Source organism: Streptomyces sp. NPDC049687 (assembly GCF_044465285.1).
Classification (GTDB): domain Bacteria; phylum Actinomycetota; class Actinomycetes; order Streptomycetales; family Streptomycetaceae; genus Streptomyces.
In genome coordinates, this window is the sequence record NZ_JBITLN010000005.1 from 180,579 (window position 1) to 197,164 (window position 16,586).

The window sequence follows — 16,586 nt, forward strand, 5'->3', positions numbered from 1 at the left end:
GACCGAAGGAGGTGGGCGGGTGAAGACCCTGCTCATCGACAATTACGACTCGTACACGTACAACCTGTTCCAGCTGATCGCCGAGGTCAACGGCGAGGAGCCGGTGGTGATCCACAATGACGGCAGGCTCGACACTTTAAGTGGTTTCGACAATGTCGTGGTGTCTCCGGGGCCCGGCCACCCCGGAACGGCCCGTGATTTCGGGATCAGCGCCAGGGTGCTCGCCGAGTCCGAGGTGCCGGTGCTCGGCGTCTGCCTCGGTCACCAGGGCATCGCGCTCGGGGAGCACGGCCGGGTGGAGCCCGCCCCACAGCCCCGGCACGGGCATCTGACCGCCGTACGGCACGACGGGCGGGACCTGTTCCAGGGGCTGCCGCAGCACTTCACCGCGGTCCGCTACCACTCCCTCGCCGTGCACGAGCCGCTCCCCGACACCCTGGAGGCCACCGCCTGGGCCGAGGACGGTGTCCTGATGGGGCTGCGCCACCGCGAACGGCCGCTGTGGGGCGTGCAGTTCCATCCCGAGTCGGTGCTCACCGAGTTCGGCCACCGCATGCTGGTGAACTTCCGCAACCTCACGGCCGAGCGGGCCCGCCGGCCCCGTACGAAGAACACCGCCGTCCCCGCGGCCACGACCGCCAGAGCGACGATCCCCCGGCCCCGGCAGGGCACCAACCTCCCCTCCTACCGGCTGCACACCCGCCGGATCGCCGGCGCGGTGGACACCGAGGCCGCGTTCACCCGGATGTTCGCCGCCTCGCCGCGGGCGTTCTGGCTGGACAGCTCACGGGTCGAGCAGGGGCTGTCGCGCTTCTCCTTCCTCGGCGACGACAGCGGCCCGCTCGCCGAGTTCGTCCGGTACGACGTCGAGACCGGCCAGTGCGAGATCGAGCGGGCCGGACGGCCGCCGAGAAAGGTCACCGCGTCCGTCTTCGACTACCTGAAACGGCAGTTGACGAACCGCCGGGTCGACGCGACCGGACTGCCCTTCGACTTCACCGGCGGGTACGTCGGCTACTTCGGCTACGAGACGAAGGCCGACTGCGGGTCCCCCAACCGCCATCGCGCCGAAACCCCCGACGCCTGCTGGCTGTTCGCCGACCGGCTGATCGCGGTGGACCACGAGGAGGACTTCACCTACGCCGTCTGCGTGGCGGAGGATACCCCGCAGGCCGCGCGGGAGGCCGCCGACTGGCTGGAGAGCACGGTCGCCCAGCTCACCTTCGTCGCCGCCGAGGAGGGGCCCCGGCCGTCCCCGGCCGCTCCGGCCGAGCCCGACCTCGGCGCCGCCGAGCCGTGGCTGGTGCGCGACCGGGCCACGTACCTCGCGGACATCGAGGCCTGCCAGCGCGAGCTGCGGGCCGGAACCAGCTACGAGATCTGTCTGACCGACGCGGCCCGGCTGCCCGCCCCGCCCGACGCCTACGCCTTCTACCGGGAACTGCGCCGCGGCAACCCGGCGCCGTACGCGGCCTTCCTGCGGTTCGGCGACCTCGACGTGGCCGGTGCCTCGCCGGAGCGGTTCCTGCGGATCACCCGGGACGGGATCGCCGAGGCCAAGCCGATCAAGGGCACCGCGCCGCGCGGCGAGAGCCCGTCCGCGGACGCCCGGCTCAGGGACGCGCTGGCGGCGGACGCCAAGACCCGCGCGGAGAACCTGATGATCGTCGACCTGCTCCGCAACGACCTCGGCCGGGTCTGCCGGACCGGGACCGTGCGGGTGTCCCGGCTGATGGCCGTCGAGACGTACGCGACCGTGCACCAGCTGGTGTCCACCGTCGAGGGACGGCTGCGTGCCGACACGGACGCGGTGGACTGTGTCCGCGCCTGCTTCCCCGGCGGGTCGATGACCGGCGCGCCGAAGCTGCGCACCCTGGAGATCATCGACGAGATCGAGACCGAGGCGCGGGGCGTGTACTCCGGGGCCCTCGGCTATCTGGGGTGCAGCGGCGGCGCCGACCTGAACATCGTCATCCGCACCGCCGTACTCGCCGACGGCCGGATGCACCTGGGGGCGGGCGGGGCGATCGTCCTGGACTCCGATCCGGTCGCCGAGTACGACGAGATGCTGCTGAAGACGGCCGCGCAGATGCGGGCGTACGCGGGCGCGTCCCCGGTGGAGGCGCCGGACGTCATGGAAGAGGGCGCCCGATGACGATCTCCCAGCCCGTCGCCGTCCCGCGGGTCGCGCCGGCCCCGCCCGCCAACCTCGCCGCCCACCTCGCGGAACTCGCGGGCCGGCACGGCTGGACCGGCCGGGCCGCCTTCCACCAGGGTCACCGGACCTGGACCCACGGCGAGGTGCACGGGCTCGGGGCACGGGTGGCCGGGGTGCTCGCCAGGGAGGGGGTACGGGCCGGGGACCGGGTACTGCTCGCGCTGCCCGACTCGATCGCCTGGGTGGCGGCCTTCCTGGGCGTCGCGCGCCTCGGCGCGGTGGCCGTCCTGGTCAACCCCGAACTCCCGGCCGCGGACCACGCGTTCATGGCCGCCGACACCGAGGCCGTGCTCTGTGTGACCGGGCCCGGGCTGGAGGACGACCTGTTCGGCGGCCGCCCGGGACTGGCGGACCGGTTCGCCGGCCGGCCCCGACTCGGTGCCGACCAGCTCCTCGCGCTCGCCCCCGGCACCGAGCCGGCCCCCGCCCACCCGGTGGCCGCGGACGCCCCCCTGTACGTGCAGTACACCTCGGGGACGACGGGGCGGCCCAAGGGGGTCGTGCACACGCACGCCGATCCGGAGGCGTACCACGAGCTCATCGGGCGGCCCCTGCTCGGGATCACCCCCGACGACGTCACCCTGTCGGTGTCCAAGCTGTACTTCGCCTACGGCTTCGGCAACGCCTTCGTCTTCCCCCTGTTCTCCGGCTCCTCGGCCGTCCTGGTGGACCGGCGCCCGACACCGGCCGCCGTGGACGAGCTGGTCGCCCGGCACCGGGTGACCCTGCTCTACTCGGTGCCGTCCGCGTACGCCGCGCTGGTCGCCGACCGGGGCAGCGGGCACGAGGCCTGCTTCGCCTCCGTGCGGGCCGCCGTGTCGGCCGGCGAGGGCATGCCGGACGGGCTCGGCGGGCGGGTCACCGACCTGCTGGGCGCGCCGGTCCTGGAGCAGATCGGCTCCACCGAGGCCGGTCACGCCTTCTGCGCCAACAGCCTCGGCCACAATCGCCCCGGCACCGTCGGCCGTCCCGTTCCCGGCTTCGAGGTGGAACTGCGCGACCGTGCCGGGCGGCCGGTGCCGGACGGGGCGGAGGGCGAACTGTGGGTGCGCGGACCCACGGTCACGCCCGGCTATCTCAACCGGCCCGAGGAGACCGCCCGCACCCTGGTCGGCGGCTGGCTGGCCACCCACGACCGGGCGCGCCGCGAACCGGACGGCACCTACCGGCACCTGGGCCGCGCCGACGACATGGAGATGGTCGGCGGGATCACCGTCTCCCCGCTGGAGGTGGAGGCCGTGCTGCGCGCCCACCCGTCGGTGAAGGAGGTGGCGGTCGCGGCCGTGACCGACGGCGGCGGCTCCAGTCGGCTGCGCGCCTTCGTCGTCCCCGCCGCCTCGCCCGCCCCCGCGGGCCTCGGGGAGGACCTGCTGCGGCTGGCCCGTGAGCGGCTCGCCCCCTTCAAGGTCCCCCGAAGCGTCAGCCTCGTCCCCTCCCTGCCCCGCACCCCGACCGGGAAGCTCCGCCGCCATCTGGTCCGCCAGGGCGCGTGGTGACCATGACTGAAAGGAACCGCCTCATGCGACAGCAGGCGTCCACCCTCACCGACCGCGCGTTCTACCTGGGACCGGTCTTCCGGCGGGCGGCCGACCGGCACGGATCGGTGTTCGTCACCCTGGACCGCCCGCTGGACACCCACCCCTCGCTCGGGATCCACCTCAGCTACACGGTCCTCGCCGACGCCGTCGACGAGCTGTCGGGACGCCTGTGGGAGGCCGGGGTGCGGCCCTCGGAGCAGGTGGTCGTGCACAAGACGGACAACGTCGACATCGTGCTGCTGACCTGTGCCGTCTCCCGGATCGGCGCGGTCCCCGTGCTGCTGTCGCCGGCGCTGGCCGGGCCGGTGGTGGGCCGTCTCCTCGGCCGTCTGCAGCAGCCCTGGCTCGTCACCGACGCGGCGAAGCTGGACGGCCCGCTGAAGGAGGTGGAGCTGACCGGGCTGGTACGGCGGACCCTCAGCGTGACCGGCGGTCCGGGCGCCGAGTCCCTGGAGAAGTACGCCGGCGCCGAACCTGCCGCGCCCGTACGGCTGCACCCCCGCGAACCCTCCCTGATCACCCACAGCTCGGGCACCACCGGCGACCCCAAGCTCGCCGTGCACTGCGCGAACACCATGTGGAACCGGCTCGTCCCGCAGAAGGCGATGGGCTGGCCCACCCGTGGCGAGGTCGCCGCGCTGCACATGTCCTTCGTGCACTCGCGCTTCTACCATCTGCTCGGCGTGCTGCTGCACTTCGGCAGCCCGCTGCTGCTGATCACCGACCCCGACCCGGCCTCGGTGGGCCCGCTCCTGGTCCGCCACCGGCCCGGCATCGTCGAGACCCACCCCAACACCTTCGTGCTGTGGGAGGAGCTGGCCGACGCGCCCGGCGCGCCGCTGTCCCGGGTGAAGTCCTACGGATCGACGTTCGACGCGATCCATCCGCGCACGGTACGGCGGCTGCTGGACGCCTCGAAGCGCCGTACGCCCTGGCTGATCCAGCTGTACGGGCAGAGCGAGACCGGGCCGGTGGCGTTCCAGTGGTTCACCCGGCGTTCGGCCGGGCGCGCGGACGGCCGCCGGGTCGGTACCGGGATCCCCGGCTTCACCCGGGTCCGGGTGACCGGCCCCGACGGCCGCCGGGTGGCATCCGGCACGCCCGGCCGGATCGAGGCACGCACCCGGGGACGCATCCTCACCTATCTGGGCGCGCGGGAGCAGTACCAGCGTCAGCTGGACGGCGACTGGTGGCAGATGGGCGACATGGGCTACCGCAGCCGCCTCGGGTCCCTGCACCTGATCGACCGGGAGATCGACCAGATCGACTCGGTGCACAGCAACCTCGAGGTCGAGGACACGCTGATGGACCGGCTGGAGGAGCTGCGCGAGGTGGTGATCGTGCCGGGCGCGGACCGGGAGCCGGTACCGGTGGTGTGCGTGCGGGGTGAGCGGCCGCTGGACCCGGAGCGCTGGCGGGAGGCCACGGCCGATCTGCCCGCGATGGCGGAGCCGAGGCAGTGGCGGTTCGAGGAGCTGCCGATGACGGCCACCTGGAAGGTGAAGCGGGTGGAGATCACCCGCATGCTGGCCGAAAGCGTCCGCGCGTGAAGCCCGTCGTGGTGGTCGGCGCCGGCCCCGTCGGCCTGTCGGCGGCGCTCGCGCTGCGGGCGCGCGGGCTGCCGGTGGTGCTGCTGGAGGCCGACCCGGAGGATCGTGAACGGCCGGGCAGCCGGGCCCTGTTCGTGCACCGGGAGACGCTGCGGCTGCTGGACGGGATGTGCCCGGGGCTCGCCGCCGAGATCACGGCGTACGGCCGGACCTGGCACACCCGTCGCACTCTCTACCGGGGCCGCGAGGTGTACTCCCGCAGCTTCCCGCCCCCCTCGGGGCTGCCGCCGTTCACGAGCCTGCGCCAGCTGGACACCGAGCGCTTCCTGCGGGCCGCCTGCGAGCGGGCGGAGGTGGAGTTCGTCTGGGACGCCCGCGTCACGGAGGTACGCACGACCGCGACGGGTGTGTCGCTGACCGGCGCGGACGGGCGCGAGTGGACCGCCCGGTACGTGGTCGCCGCCGACGGCGCGCGCTCCGCCGTACGGGGCGGACTGGGCATCGCCATGGAGGGCGAGCGCGGCGAGGGCTTCCATGTGGTGGTCGACGTGGCCGACGTGCCGGACGCCGGGCTGCCGCTGGAGCGGGTCTTCCACTACGAGCATCCGGGCGTCGGCGGCCGCAGTGTGATGCGGGTGCCGTTCACCGGCGGCTTCCAGGTGGACCTGCAGTGCCGCGACGACGACGTGGAGGAGGAGTACGGCACCGAGGAGGCCGTACGCCGCTGGCTCCCCGGGGTCGTGGGCGACGGGTACGCGGAGCGCGTCCTGTGGGTGTCGACCTACCGTTTCCTGCGCAAGGTCGCGGCTTCCTTCACCGATCCGCACCGGCGGGTGCTGCTGGTCGGGGAGGCGGCGCATCTGTTCCCGCCGTTCGGGGCGCGGGGCATGAACAGCGGGATCGCCGACGCGGCGGCGGCCGCGGAGGCGGTCGCGGCCGGGACGCCGGAGGCGGTGGCCGCCTTCGCCGACGTACGGCGCGCGGCGGGTCTGTTCAACAGCGAGGCCGCCGGGATCGCGCTGGACCATCTGCGGCCCCGGCGCCGGATCGTACGGCTCCGGCAGCGCGCGGCGGCGGCCCTCTCCCCCGTGCTGCCGTCGTGCGGGTCATGGCTGGAACACGCGCCGTACGGTCCCCGGGGCGGGGCGCCGGCGGTGGCGGGCGGGAAGTACTGAGGAGGACCGAGTGGTTGCAGGACTGGCCGCTGAAGAGGGGCTGCTGAGCTGGTCGCCCGACCGCGGGCTGATCCCGGCGCCGGAGGCGGAGGAACCGCTGCTGGTCGCCGACTCGTGGCTGGTGCGCGAGGGCCGGGTGCGGGCGTACGGCCGGCACCGGGAGCGGTTTCTGCGGGCCTGCGGTGAGTGCGGCGGGCCGGGGCCGCGTCGGCTCGTGGAGTTCTGGCAGGACGTCACCGCCGTACTGCCGCGCACGGGCGAGTGGTTCCCCCGGGTGGAACTGGGCGCCGGATCGATGGAGTTGAGACTGCGGCTGCGGCACGCCCCGCCGCTGGGACGGGAGATCCGGCTCTGGGGCGTCGGCCAGCCGGACGCGCGGACCGTGCCCCGCCGCAAGGGGCCGGACCTGGAGGCGCTGGCGCGGGTGCGCGGGCGGGCGTCCGGCGCCGGCGCCCAGGAGGCGGTGCTGGTGACGCCGTCCGGGGTGGTGCTGGAGTCGCCGACGGCCAGCGTGCTGTGGTGGGAGGACGACACCCTGTGCCTGCCCTCGCCCCGGCTGCCCCTGCTTCCGGGGGTGACGGCCGGGCTGATCCAGGAGCGGGCCGTGCGCGACGGCGTCCGCGTCGCCCACCGCGATCGGAACCTCGCCGAACTGGACGGCCGGGAGGTGTGGCTGGTCAACGCGCTGCACGGGATCCGGCCCGTGACGGGCTGGGTGGAAGGGGAACTGACGGCCGGGCCGGCCGTACGGGCCCCGGAATGGCGGGAATGGCTGGACGGCCTCGTGGAACCACTTCCGGAAAATTGACGGCAGAAATATGACGGGCATCGGCGGAAAACGCCGATGCCCGAATTCTGCATTACTTTTTCCGTATTACTTCTGGGCGGGCTGATAAGCCCCCGGAACCATTCGGGTCGCGATGGCGATCCGGTTGTACGCGTTGATGACGGTGGCCGCCCAGATGAGCGCCGCGATCTGCGCCTCGTCGAAGACCTCCGCGGCCTCCGCGTACACCGCCTCCGGCACATGACCGTCGTGGACGAAGGTCACCGCCTCGGTCAACGCCAGGGCGGCGCGCTCCCGTTCGGTGAAGAAGGGGGTCTCCCGCCAGGCGTTGAGCGCGTAGATCCGCTGCTCGGTCTCGCCCTGGGCACGGGCGTCCTTGGTGTGCATGTCGAGGCAGAACCCGCAGCCGTTGAGCTGTGAGGCGCGGATCCTGACCAGTTCCAGGATCTCCGGTTCGACCTTGGCGTCCTGCGCCGCGGAAACAGCGGCGGCGTGCAGGGAGCCCATCGCGGAGGAGACGTCGGGCGTGATTTTCTTCAGGGCCACACGGGATATCTGATCACTGTTGCTCATGGGGTGACTATATCCATGAATTCACATTCCCGAGACACGGTCGTGGAAAGACAATGCCGTGCACAACGCGTCCAGCGCCCCCGACCACCCGTGGTCCGGCGGGGTGCCGTAGCCGACGACGAGGGCCTCCAGGGGGTCATCGACGCCTGGAACCGCTTCGGGGTGACCGCCCGGATGACACCGGGCCACTACCAGCCGGGCCGGCACGGGTGAACCTGTCTAGGACAGCCACTCCTTCCAGGTGGAGGTGTGGCTGTCCACCCACTTCTTCGCCGCCTCCTCCGGGGTCATTTTCCGGTCGGCGATCATCAGGGAGACCTCGTCCTGGTCCTCCGTCGTCCACTTGAACTTCTTCAGGAAGGCCGCCGCCCGGCCGCCGTCCTTCGCGAAGTCCGCGTTGAGGTACTTCTGCAGGGGGGTGTGGGGGTACGCGCAGGCGACCTTCGCGGGGTCGGCGTCGCAGCCCTCCTTGTAGGCGGGGAGCTTCACCTCGGTCATCGGGACCTTCTTGAAGAGCCACTGCGGGGAGTACCAGTAGGTGAGGAAGGGCTTCTTCTCCTTGGCGAACTGCCTGATCTGGGTGATCTGCGCGGCCTCGGAACCGGCGAACACCACCTGGTAGTCCAGCTTCAGGTTCTCCACCAGCGCCTTGTCGTTGGTGACGTACGACGGGGAACCGTCCATCAGCTGGCCCTTGCCGCCGCTCTCCGGGGTGCGGAACGACGACGCGTACTTGTCGAGGTTCTTCCAGTCGGTGACGTCGGGGTGCTGCTTCGCGAAGTACGTCGGGACGTACCAGCCGATGTGCCCGGTGACGCCGAGGCCGCCGCCGCGCGCGATCGTCTTCTTGTCGTCGACGTACCGCTGCTCCTGGTCGGGGTGGCCCCAGTCCTCCAGGATCGCGTCGACCCGGCCCTGGCTGAGCGCGTCCCAGGCGGGGATCTCGTCGACCTGGACGGTGTCGACGCGGTAGCCGAGCTCGTGCTCCAGCAGGTACTGGGCGACGGCGACGTTCGCCTGTGCGCCCACCCAGGACTGCACCGACAGGGTCACGGTCCTGGAGCCCTGGGCGTTCGCGAAGGGCGAGGCCTGCTTGGTCATGTCGGCGGCGCCGCAGCCGGTCAGCAGAAACAGCGCGGCCGTCGCGGCGGTCGTACGCATACGCATGTCAGGCTCCGTTCCTCGCGCGGCGTTCCGTCGGCTGGGTCACCCGGTCGAGCATCAGGCCGAGGCAGACGATGGCCGCCCCCGCGACCAGACCGGTGGCCAGGTCGCCCTGGGCGAGGCCGAAGACGGCGTCGTAGCCGAGCGCGCCCCCGCCGACCAGACCGCCGATGATGACGACGGCCAGGACCAGGACCACGCCCTGGTTGACGGCGAGCAGCAGCGCGGGCCGGGCGAGCGGGAGCTGGACCTGGCGCAGTTGCTGGCCGGGGGTCGCGCCCAGGGAGCGGGCGGACTCCAGTGCCGCCGGGTCGACCTGGCGAAGGCCCTGCGCGGTGATGCGGACCACGGCGGGGAGGGCGTAGACGACGGCCGCGGCGACGGCCGGGGCGCGGCCGACGCCGAAGAGCGCCACGACCGGGATCAGGTACACGAACTGCGGCATGGTCTGGAAGACGTCCAGGACGGGGCGCAGCAGCCGCTCGAAGCGGTCGCTGCGGGCCGCCGCGATGCCGGTCGCTATGCCCAGGACGAGGGTGGCGGCGACGGCGGCGAGGACCTGGGAGAGCGTGTCCAGGGCCGGCGCCCACACGCCGAGCACGCCGATCGCGGCCATCGCGAGGACGGCCGTGAGCGCGGTGCGCCAGGTGCCGATCGGCCAGGCGAGGGCCGCGACCAGCAGCAGCACCGCCCACCAGGGCAGTCCCTGCAGCCCGTCCCGGAGCGGGTCCAGCACCCAGGTGGTGAAGTGGCCCGCCCAGTCGGCGGTGCCGCCGACGACCGGGACGCCCGAGTACAGGTGCGCGGTCATCCAGTCGACGGCGCGGTTGACGGGTTCGGCGAAGTTCACCGTCCAGGCGTCCGGCCAGTCGAGACGGCCGGCCAGCCGTCCGGCCACCGCCACCGCGACGGCGGCGGCCAGTGCGTACGCCCAGGTCGCGCGCCGGGTGGTGCGCCCCGTGCCGTGGCCCGCGGCGCCGGTGACCCGGTCCAGGACGACCGCGAGCAGCACGATGGGGATGCCGGCGGCGAGGGCCGCGCCCACGTCGACCGAGGCCAGCGCCTGGTAGACGCGGTCACCGAGACCGCCGGCGCCGATGACGGACGCGATGACCGCCATCGACAGCGCCATCATGATCGTCTGGTTGAGGCCGAGGAGGAGTTCCCTGCGGGCCAGCGGGAGCCGGGCGGTCAGCAGGCGCTGACGGGCGGTCGCGCCCAGTGAGTCGGCGGCCTCCAGGACGCCCTGGTCGGCGCCGCGCAGGCCCAGCGCGGTGAGGCGGGCCATGGGCGGGGCGGCGTAGACGACCGTGGCCAGGACGGCCGCGGGGACGCCGATGCCGAACACCAGGACGACCGGCAGCAGATAGGCGAAGGCCGGCAGGACCTGCATGGTGTCCAGGACCGGGCGCAGGGCGCGGTCCAGGCGGTCGGAGAGACCGGCGGCGAGACCGAGGACGGCGCCCACGACGACGGAGGCGAGGACGGCGACGACCATGAGCGCGAGGGTCTGCATGGTCGGCACCCACATGCCGAGGAGGCCGCAGGCGAGGAAGGCCGCCGCCGTGCCCAGGGCGAGTTTCACCCCGGCCGCGCGCCAGGCGAGGAGGCCGGCCGCCACGGTGACGCCGGCCCAGCCCGCGCCGAGCAGGACGAGGTAGACGGCGCGTACGGACAGGACGACCCCGTTGCTGAGGTAGCCGAAGAAGTAGAGGAACAGGGGGTGGCTGTCCCGGTTGTCGATGATCCAGTCGCTGGCGCCGGTGAGGGGTTTGGTGAGGTCGACGGTGAGGGCGTCCGGCCAGCTCCCGCTGGACCAGCGGGCGTTGGCGAGGGGTACGAGGATCGCGGCGGCGAGGGCGAGCAGCAGGAGCTTGCGCACGGCCTGGTGCTTCAGGGGTGCGGGGAGTGTCAGGCGGGGGCTGGGTGCGGTGACCGTTGCCATCAGACCACCTCCGGCTCGGCGCCCGGGGGCGGGGTCGTCTCCCCGCGCTCGCGGGGTGCCTCTCCCACGCTCGACTTGGCTCGCGCGGGGGGACCCCCGTCGCCCACGCGTGCCGTTCCGGCGGCGGGACTGCCCGCGCCGGCGGAGGCGTCGGTGTCGGTGTCCGCGGTGACGCCGGCCACCACTCCGAGAAGCGTTTCGTGGTCGACCACCCCGACGCACCGGCCCTCGTCGACCACCCGTGCCGGGGTTCCCGCCCTGGCCACGGCCTCGATGGCCTCGGAGACCGTGGCGTCGGGGGACACCGCCGGGCCGTTGCCCTGTGTCCCCGCCGACGCGGGGCGCATGGCTGTGCGGACCGTCATGACCTGTTCGCGGGGGACGTCGCGGACGAACTCGCGGACGTAGTCGTCGGCGGGGCTGCCGACGATCTCCTCCGGGGTGCCGAGTTGGACCACCCTTCCGTCGCGCATGAGGGCGATGCGGTCGCCGAGCCTGAGGGCCTCGCTCAGATCGTGGGTGATGAAGACCATCGTGCGGCCCTCCTCGCGGTGCAGGCGGATCACCTCCTCCTGCATGTCCCGCCGGATCAGCGGGTCGAGGGCGCTGAACGGCTCGTCGAAGAGAAGGACCTCGGGGTCCACGGCGAGCGCCCGGGCCAGTCCGACCCGTTGCTGCTGGCCGCCGGACAGCTGGCCGGGCCTGCGCTGTTCCATGCCGTCCAGGCCGACCTTGGCCACCGTCTCGCGCGCCCGCTCCCGGCGTTCCGCGCGTCCCATGCCCTGGATCTCCAGGCCGTACGCCACGTTGTCGAGGACCGTGCGGTGCGGGAGGAGGCCGAAGTGCTGGAAGACCATCGCGGCCCGGTGGCGGCGCAGTTCGCGCAGCCGGGGCCGGTCCATGGCGCCGACGTCCTCGCCGTCGATGGCGATGGTGCCGGCGGTGGGCTCGATCAGCCGGGTCAGGCAGCGGACCAGGGTGGACTTGCCGGAGCCGGACAGGCCCATGACGACGAAGACCTCGCCCTTGCGCACGTCGAAGGAGACGTCCCGGACGGCGGCGGTGCAGCCGGTGCGGGAGCGGAGTTCGGCGGGCGGCAGGGCGGTCAGCTCGGGGTCGGCGGGGACGCGGTCGGCCTTCGGGCCGAAGACCTTCCAGAGGTTGTGCACGGAGAAGACCGGAGTGCTCATCACGCACCGCCTCCGATCAGGTCGGCGGCCCGTTCCCCGACCATCAGCACCCCGATCATCGGGTTCACGGCGGTCATGGTGGGAAAGACGGACGCGTCGGCGACGCGGATGCCGTCCAGGCCGCGTATCCGCAACTCGGGGTCGACGACGGCCAGTTGGTCGTCGACCGAGCCCATCCGGCAGGTGCCCGCAGGGTGGTACACCGTGTGCGCGACCCGGCGGGCGTACTCGCTCAGCTCCTCGTCGCCGGTGACCGAGGGACCGGGGCACACCTCGCGCTTGAGCCAGCCGGACAGCGGCTCGGTCCGGGCGATCTCGCGGGCGATGCGGATGCCGTCGACGAGGGTGCGGGCGTCGTAGTCGTCCTCGTCGGTGAAGTAGCGGAAGTCGAGGGCCGGTTTGACGGACGGGTCGGAGCTGGTCAGGTAGAGGCGGCCCCGGCTGCGCGGCTTGGGGATGTTCGGGGTCATCGAGACGCCGAACTCGGGCCGCTCGTAGCCCAGTCGCTCGGGGTTGTCCGTGAAGGGGACCTGGTAGAAGTGGAACATCAGGTCGGGGCCCTCGTGGCCGGGGTCGCGGCGCACGAACAGGCCCGCGTCGGAGTCCATCGCGGAGTTCTCCGGGATCGGGCCGTGCGTCTCCCAGACGATCACCGACTCGGGGTGGTCGAGGAGGTTCTCCCCGACGCCCGGCAGATCGTGCGCGACCGGTATGCCGAGCGCCTCCAGGTCCGCCTTCGGGCCGATGCCGGAGTGCAGCAGGAGGCGGGGCGAGTCGACGGCGCCGGCGCACAGCACGACCTCGCGGCGGGCCCGTACGAGGATCTCCTCGCCGTCCGCTCGGCGGACGTGCACGCCCTCGGCGCGGGGGCCGTTCAGTTCCAGCCGGTACGCCCAGGTCTCCAGGAGGATGTGGAGGTTCGGCCGCTCGTCCATCACGGGGTGCAGATACGCCACGGAGGCGCTCGACCGCTTGTTGGTCTCGGGGTGGTAGGCGAGGTCGAAGAAGCCGACGCCCTCGGTGAACGGCTTGGTGTTGAAGCCCTCCACGCGCGGCACCCCGAGCGCGGCCCGGGCCGCGTCGACGAAGTCGCGGGCGACGGCGTTCCGGTCCTTCTCGTCGACCGGGACGATGTTGTTCAGCAGCCGGGCGTAGTACGCCTCCATCGGCACCGCTCCCCAGCCCTTGGCGCCGGCCGCCTCCCACTCGTCCCAGTCGGACGGCAGCGGCTTGAAGGCGATGAGGGTGTTGTGGGAGGAACAGCCGCCGAGGACGCGGGCGCGGCTGTGCCGGATGTGGGAGTTGCCGCGCGGCTGCTCGGTGGTCGGGTAGTCGTAGTCGAGTTCGCCGCCGAGCAGGCCCATCCAGCGGCGCAGGGTCAGGACGTCGTCGCGGCCGACGTCACTGGGGCCGCCCTCGATGACGGCGACCGTGACCTCGGGGTTCTCGGTGAGGCGGGAGGCGATGACGGAACCGGCGGTTCCGCCTCCGATGACGACATAGTCGTACTCATGGGGGGACATGGGGGTACTCCAGGGGAAGTCTGAGGGAGGGGGAGCGGGTCAGCCGGCGAACCAGCGGACGGGCTTCGGCGCGAGGTTGTGGTAGACGTGCTTGGCCTCGCGGTACTCGGCGAGCCCGGCGGGCCCGAGTTCGCGGCCCACCCCGCTCTTTCCGAAGCCGCCCCACTCCGCCTGCGGGAGGTAGGGGTGGAAGTCGTTGATCCAGACGGTGCCGTGCCGCAGGCGTCCCGCGACCCGGCGCGCCCGGCCCTGGTCGGCGGTCCAGACGGCTCCGGCGAGGCCGTACTCGGTGTCGTTGGCGAGCGCGACGGCCTCGTCCTCGGTGCGGAAGGTCTCGACGGTGAGAACGGGTCCGAAGACCTCTTCGCGCACGACCCTCATCTCGCGGTGGCAGTGGTCGAGGACGGTCGGTTCGTAGAAGTAGCCGGTGGCGGGGCGCACGTCGCTCGGTTCGGGGCGCCGGCCGCCGGAGCGCAGCACCGCGCCCTCCGCGAGCGCCGAGTCGACGTACCCCTCCACCTTGGCGCGCTGCTGCTCGGAGACGAGGGGGCCGCACTCGACGCCGTCCTCGGTGCCGCGCCCGAGGCGGATCCGCTCCGCCCGGCGGGCGAGTTCGGCGACGAAGCGGCCCCGGACCGACTCCTCGACGATCAGCCGGGCGCCGGCCGAGCAGACCTGCCCGCTGTGGATGAAGGCAGCGTTGAGGGCCTGGTCGACGGCGGTGTCGAAGCCCTCCTCCGTCGCGCAGGCGTCGGCGAAGACCACATTGGGGTTCTTGCCGCCGAGTTCCAGGGCGACCTTCTTGACGGTCGGGGCGGCCGCCTGCGCGACCTTGGTGCCGCTGGCCAGGCCGCCGGTGAAGGAGACGAGGTCGACGTCGGGGTGTTCGGCGAGCCGGGCGCCGACGGTGTGACCGGGGCCGGTGACGATGTTCGCGACCCCGGCGGGCAGGCCCGCCTCGGCGAGCAGTGCGATGAGGGCGACGGTCGTGAGGGGGGTGATCTCGCTGGGCTTGACGACGACGGTGTCGCCGGCGGCGAGCGCCGGGGCGATCTTCCAGCTGGCCTGGAGGAGTGGGTAGTTCCAGGGCGTGATCAGCGCGCACACGCCGACGGGTTCGTGTACGACGACGCTGTGCACGTCCGCCGAGCCCGCGTCGACGACCCGCCCGGGGGCCTCCGCCGCGACCAGGTCGGCGAAGTAGCGGAAGGCGTCGGCGACGCAGTCGATGTCGACCCGGCCCTCTTCGAGGGTCTTGCCCGCGTCCCGGCTCTCCAGCAGGCCGAGCCGTTCGCGGTCGCGTATGAGCAGGTCGGCGACGCGGCGGAGCAGGGCGGCGCGTGCGACGGCGGGGGTGCGCGGCCAGTCGCCCTCGTCGAAGGCGTGCCGGGCGGCCGCGACCGCCAGGTCGGCGTCCTTCTCGTCGCCCTCGGCGACCACGGCGAAGGGGAGCCCGTCGGCGGGGTCGAGGATCTCGCGGGTGGCGCCGGAGACGGCCGCACGCCACTCGCCTCCTGCGTGGATGGTCTCGGATGCCTGCTGCTGCGTTCTGTCGACCATGGTCGGTGTTGCCTTCCGTTCCTGTTCCGTCCCCCCCAGTCCCCCGCGGGCCACTCTCGGGGACCGCGATCGCCTGCCCCCGACCTCCGGTTGCATGCGCAATCGAGGCGGAAAGTGCGCCGCGTCACGGAATATTCGGACAGATGACACATAACGCACGTCCGGGAGGGGTGTTCGCCCGGGAGGTGACGCCATGGCCCGGCCCAGGGCACGGGAAGGCTGCCGCAGGAGCCGCGGAACCAGGTGAGTCAGAGCTCGGAGCTCTCAGTCCGCCGACGCCGGGTCGCACCTCATGCCGGGCGGGCAGAACCAGTCCAGCGCCGTGGTGAGCAGCTTGAGTTCGTCCTCACGGCCATCGGAGTCGGGGCCGTACGCGGCGATGGCGTAGATGTTGCCGTCGGCGGCGACGAAGCGCTCGTCGACCACGTGCCAGGTGCCGACGTCGGGTTCGTCCTTGATGGAGTCGGCCAGGTATTCCAGGCGCGAGCCGGTGAAGTCGGGGCCGTCGAGGGTGTGCAGGGAAACCTTCCTGAAGCCGGCCGCCTTCGGGGTCTCGTCGGACAGGAACACCCTGAACGACTCGGCCGGCGACGCCTCCGCCACCTGGTAGACCTGCAATCGGTGCTGTCTGTCGGAGCTGCGGTAGTCGACGATGTCGATGCCGTACTGGGAGCCGCGGATGCTGCGTGTCCACCCCGTGGGTATGGCCGTGCGGAACCCTTCGTCGTCCTCGTACGACTCGTACCCGGAGGGGAGTTCCGGCCCGGTGGGCGTGGGGGTGGCGGACGTCTCGTCGGCGGGCGACGCGGACGGGGACACATCCGTCTCCGGCGAGGTGCGGGGAGCCGCGGAGCTCTCGGCAGCGGCGGGCCCGCCGTCCTCGTCGTCCCCGGGCAGCCCGACCAGGGCCAGCACCACAATCACGGCGACGCCGACAGCGGCGGCTCCGGCCAGCACGGTCCACAGGGTCTTCCGGCTCGGCCCCTTGGCGGGGGCAGGAGCGCCGGGCTGATCCACGGGCGGCCACTGCCCGGCGGGCCACGCGCCGTCCCCGGCCGCGGTGTCCCCGGCCCCCGGGCGGTGCCAGGCGCTTGGGCCCGCTGCGGCCGGCCAGCCCGGAGGCGGGGACGGCACACCCGCGACGGGAGCCGCGCCCGCCGGGGAACCGTCTTTCGACAAGCGGGAGGCCCCCGCTTCCGGAACCGTCCCCGCCGTCTCGCCGGTCTCCTCCGGCGTCCGCGTCGGCTCGAACTCCGGCCGCGCGGGCGGCGGCGGTGTCGCCGGGGTGGCCGTCCGGGTGCCGTCCGCCTGCTCCCAGCGCTGGGTTTCCTCGTTCCAGTACCGCGCTCCCCCGGTCATCAGC

At 72.9% G+C, this 16,586-nt stretch carries 12 protein-coding genes and 1 pseudogene; 6 read left to right on the forward strand and 7 right to left on the reverse strand.

Going from position 1 to position 16,586, the window contains the following annotated elements; genetic code table 11:
* The first annotated feature begins 19 nt into the window (after positions 1 to 19).
* The 5 genes from pabB to ACIBVL_RS17910 are packed head-to-tail and all read left to right on the forward strand — an operon-like array spanning position 20 to position 7,289.
* A complete protein-coding gene (gene pabB, locus ACIBVL_RS17890; protein ID WP_399098114.1) occupies positions 20 to 2,155 on the forward strand; it encodes an aminodeoxychorismate synthase component I in 2,136 nt (711 codons plus the stop codon).
* Positions 2,152 to 3,714, forward strand: a complete 1,563-nt coding sequence (locus ACIBVL_RS17895) for a benzoate-CoA ligase family protein (RefSeq protein ID WP_399098115.1) — start codon at positions 2,152 to 2,154, stop codon at positions 3,712 to 3,714. The genes pabB and ACIBVL_RS17895 overlap by 4 nt, the downstream gene beginning before the upstream one ends.
* Positions 3,715 to 3,737: 23 nt before the next feature.
* On the forward strand, positions 3,738 to 5,306 hold the full coding sequence (locus ACIBVL_RS17900; RefSeq protein ID WP_399098116.1) for a class I adenylate-forming enzyme family protein: 1,569 nt from the start codon (positions 3,738 to 3,740) through the stop codon (positions 5,304 to 5,306).
* Positions 5,303 to 6,481 carry an FAD-dependent oxidoreductase gene (locus ACIBVL_RS17905; RefSeq protein WP_399098117.1) on the forward strand — a complete coding sequence of 393 codons (1,179 nt, stop codon included), beginning with the start codon at positions 5,303 to 5,305 and terminating at the stop codon, positions 6,479 to 6,481. Before ACIBVL_RS17900 ends, ACIBVL_RS17905 begins: the two co-directional genes overlap by 4 nt.
* 10 nt (positions 6,482 to 6,491) lie before the next feature.
* Positions 6,492 to 7,289, forward strand: coding sequence for an aminotransferase class IV (locus ACIBVL_RS17910; protein ID WP_399098118.1), 798 nt, complete (start codon positions 6,492 to 6,494; stop codon positions 7,287 to 7,289).
* A 66-nt stretch (positions 7,290 to 7,355) separates the two neighbouring features.
* Here ACIBVL_RS17910 and ACIBVL_RS17915 read toward each other — a convergent pair whose 3' ends face one another.
* Positions 7,356 to 7,841 (reverse strand): carboxymuconolactone decarboxylase family protein, encoded by a 486-nt coding sequence (locus tag ACIBVL_RS17915; protein ID WP_399098119.1) that lies wholly within the window; start codon positions 7,839 to 7,841, stop codon positions 7,356 to 7,358.
* A 135-nt stretch (positions 7,842 to 7,976) separates the two neighbouring features.
* Here ACIBVL_RS17915 and ACIBVL_RS17920 point away from each other — a divergent pair.
* Positions 7,977 to 8,054 (forward strand): annotated as a pseudogene (locus tag ACIBVL_RS17920) (carboxymuconolactone decarboxylase family protein); the annotation flags it as partial.
* Positions 8,055 to 8,060: 6 nt separating this feature from the next.
* Here the strand turns inward: ACIBVL_RS17920 and ACIBVL_RS17925 are convergent.
* From ACIBVL_RS17925 to ACIBVL_RS17950, 6 genes are all read right to left on the reverse strand, one after another.
* A complete protein-coding gene (locus ACIBVL_RS17925; protein ID WP_399098120.1) occupies positions 8,061 to 9,008 on the reverse strand; it encodes an ABC transporter substrate-binding protein in 948 nt (315 codons plus the stop codon).
* Between the two features lies 1 nt (position 9,009).
* Entirely contained in the window at positions 9,010 to 10,950 is a 1,941-nt protein-coding gene (locus ACIBVL_RS17930; protein ID WP_399098121.1) for an ABC transporter permease subunit, read from the reverse strand.
* Positions 10,950 to 12,140, reverse strand: coding sequence for a glycine betaine/L-proline ABC transporter ATP-binding protein (locus tag ACIBVL_RS17935; protein WP_399098123.1), 1,191 nt, complete (start codon positions 12,138 to 12,140; stop codon positions 10,950 to 10,952). Before ACIBVL_RS17935 ends, ACIBVL_RS17930 begins: the two co-directional genes overlap by 1 nt.
* Complete coding sequence (locus ACIBVL_RS17940; protein WP_399098124.1) at positions 12,140 to 13,663, reverse strand: GMC family oxidoreductase; 1,524 nt, start codon at positions 13,661 to 13,663, stop codon at positions 12,140 to 12,142. The genes ACIBVL_RS17935 and ACIBVL_RS17940 overlap by 1 nt, the downstream gene beginning before the upstream one ends.
* Before the next feature lie 39 nt (positions 13,664 to 13,702).
* Positions 13,703 to 15,223: an aldehyde dehydrogenase family protein gene (locus ACIBVL_RS17945; protein WP_399098125.1), complete on the reverse strand. Its 1,521-nt coding sequence runs from the start codon at positions 15,221 to 15,223 to the stop codon at positions 13,703 to 13,705.
* Between the two features lie 264 nt (positions 15,224 to 15,487).
* Positions 15,488 to 16,582, reverse strand: coding sequence for a hypothetical protein (locus ACIBVL_RS17950; RefSeq protein ID WP_399098126.1), 1,095 nt, complete (start codon positions 16,580 to 16,582; stop codon positions 15,488 to 15,490).
* Positions 16,583 to 16,586: the final 4 nt, after the last annotated feature.

Excerpts from the sequence above, each read along its gene's own strand:
- ACIBVL_RS17930 (WP_399098121.1), bottom strand. The coding sequence starts at position 10,950 with ATGGCAACGGTCACCGCACCCAGCCCCCGCCTGACACTCCCCGCACCC.
- ACIBVL_RS17935 (WP_399098123.1), bottom strand. The coding sequence starts at position 12,140 with ATGAGCACTCCGGTCTTCTCCGTGCACAACCTCTGGAAGGTCTTCGGC.
- ACIBVL_RS17900 (WP_399098116.1), top strand. The coding sequence starts at position 3,738 with ATGCGACAGCAGGCGTCCACCCTCACCGACCGCGCGTTCTACCTGGGA.
- ACIBVL_RS17915 (WP_399098119.1), bottom strand. The coding sequence starts at position 7,841 with ATGAGCAACAGTGATCAGATATCCCGTGTGGCCCTGAAGAAAATCACG.
- ACIBVL_RS17925 (WP_399098120.1), bottom strand. The coding sequence starts at position 9,008 with ATGCGTATGCGTACGACCGCCGCGACGGCCGCGCTGTTTCTGCTGACC.
- ACIBVL_RS17950 (WP_399098126.1), bottom strand. The coding sequence starts at position 16,582 with ATGACCGGGGGAGCGCGGTACTGGAACGAGGAAACCCAGCGCTGGGAG.
- ACIBVL_RS17945 (WP_399098125.1), bottom strand. The coding sequence starts at position 15,223 with ATGGTCGACAGAACGCAGCAGCAGGCATCCGAGACCATCCACGCAGGA.
- ACIBVL_RS17895 (WP_399098115.1), top strand. The coding sequence starts at position 2,152 with ATGACGATCTCCCAGCCCGTCGCCGTCCCGCGGGTCGCGCCGGCCCCG.
- ACIBVL_RS17940 (WP_399098124.1), bottom strand. The coding sequence starts at position 13,663 with ATGTCCCCCCATGAGTACGACTATGTCGTCATCGGAGGCGGAACCGCC.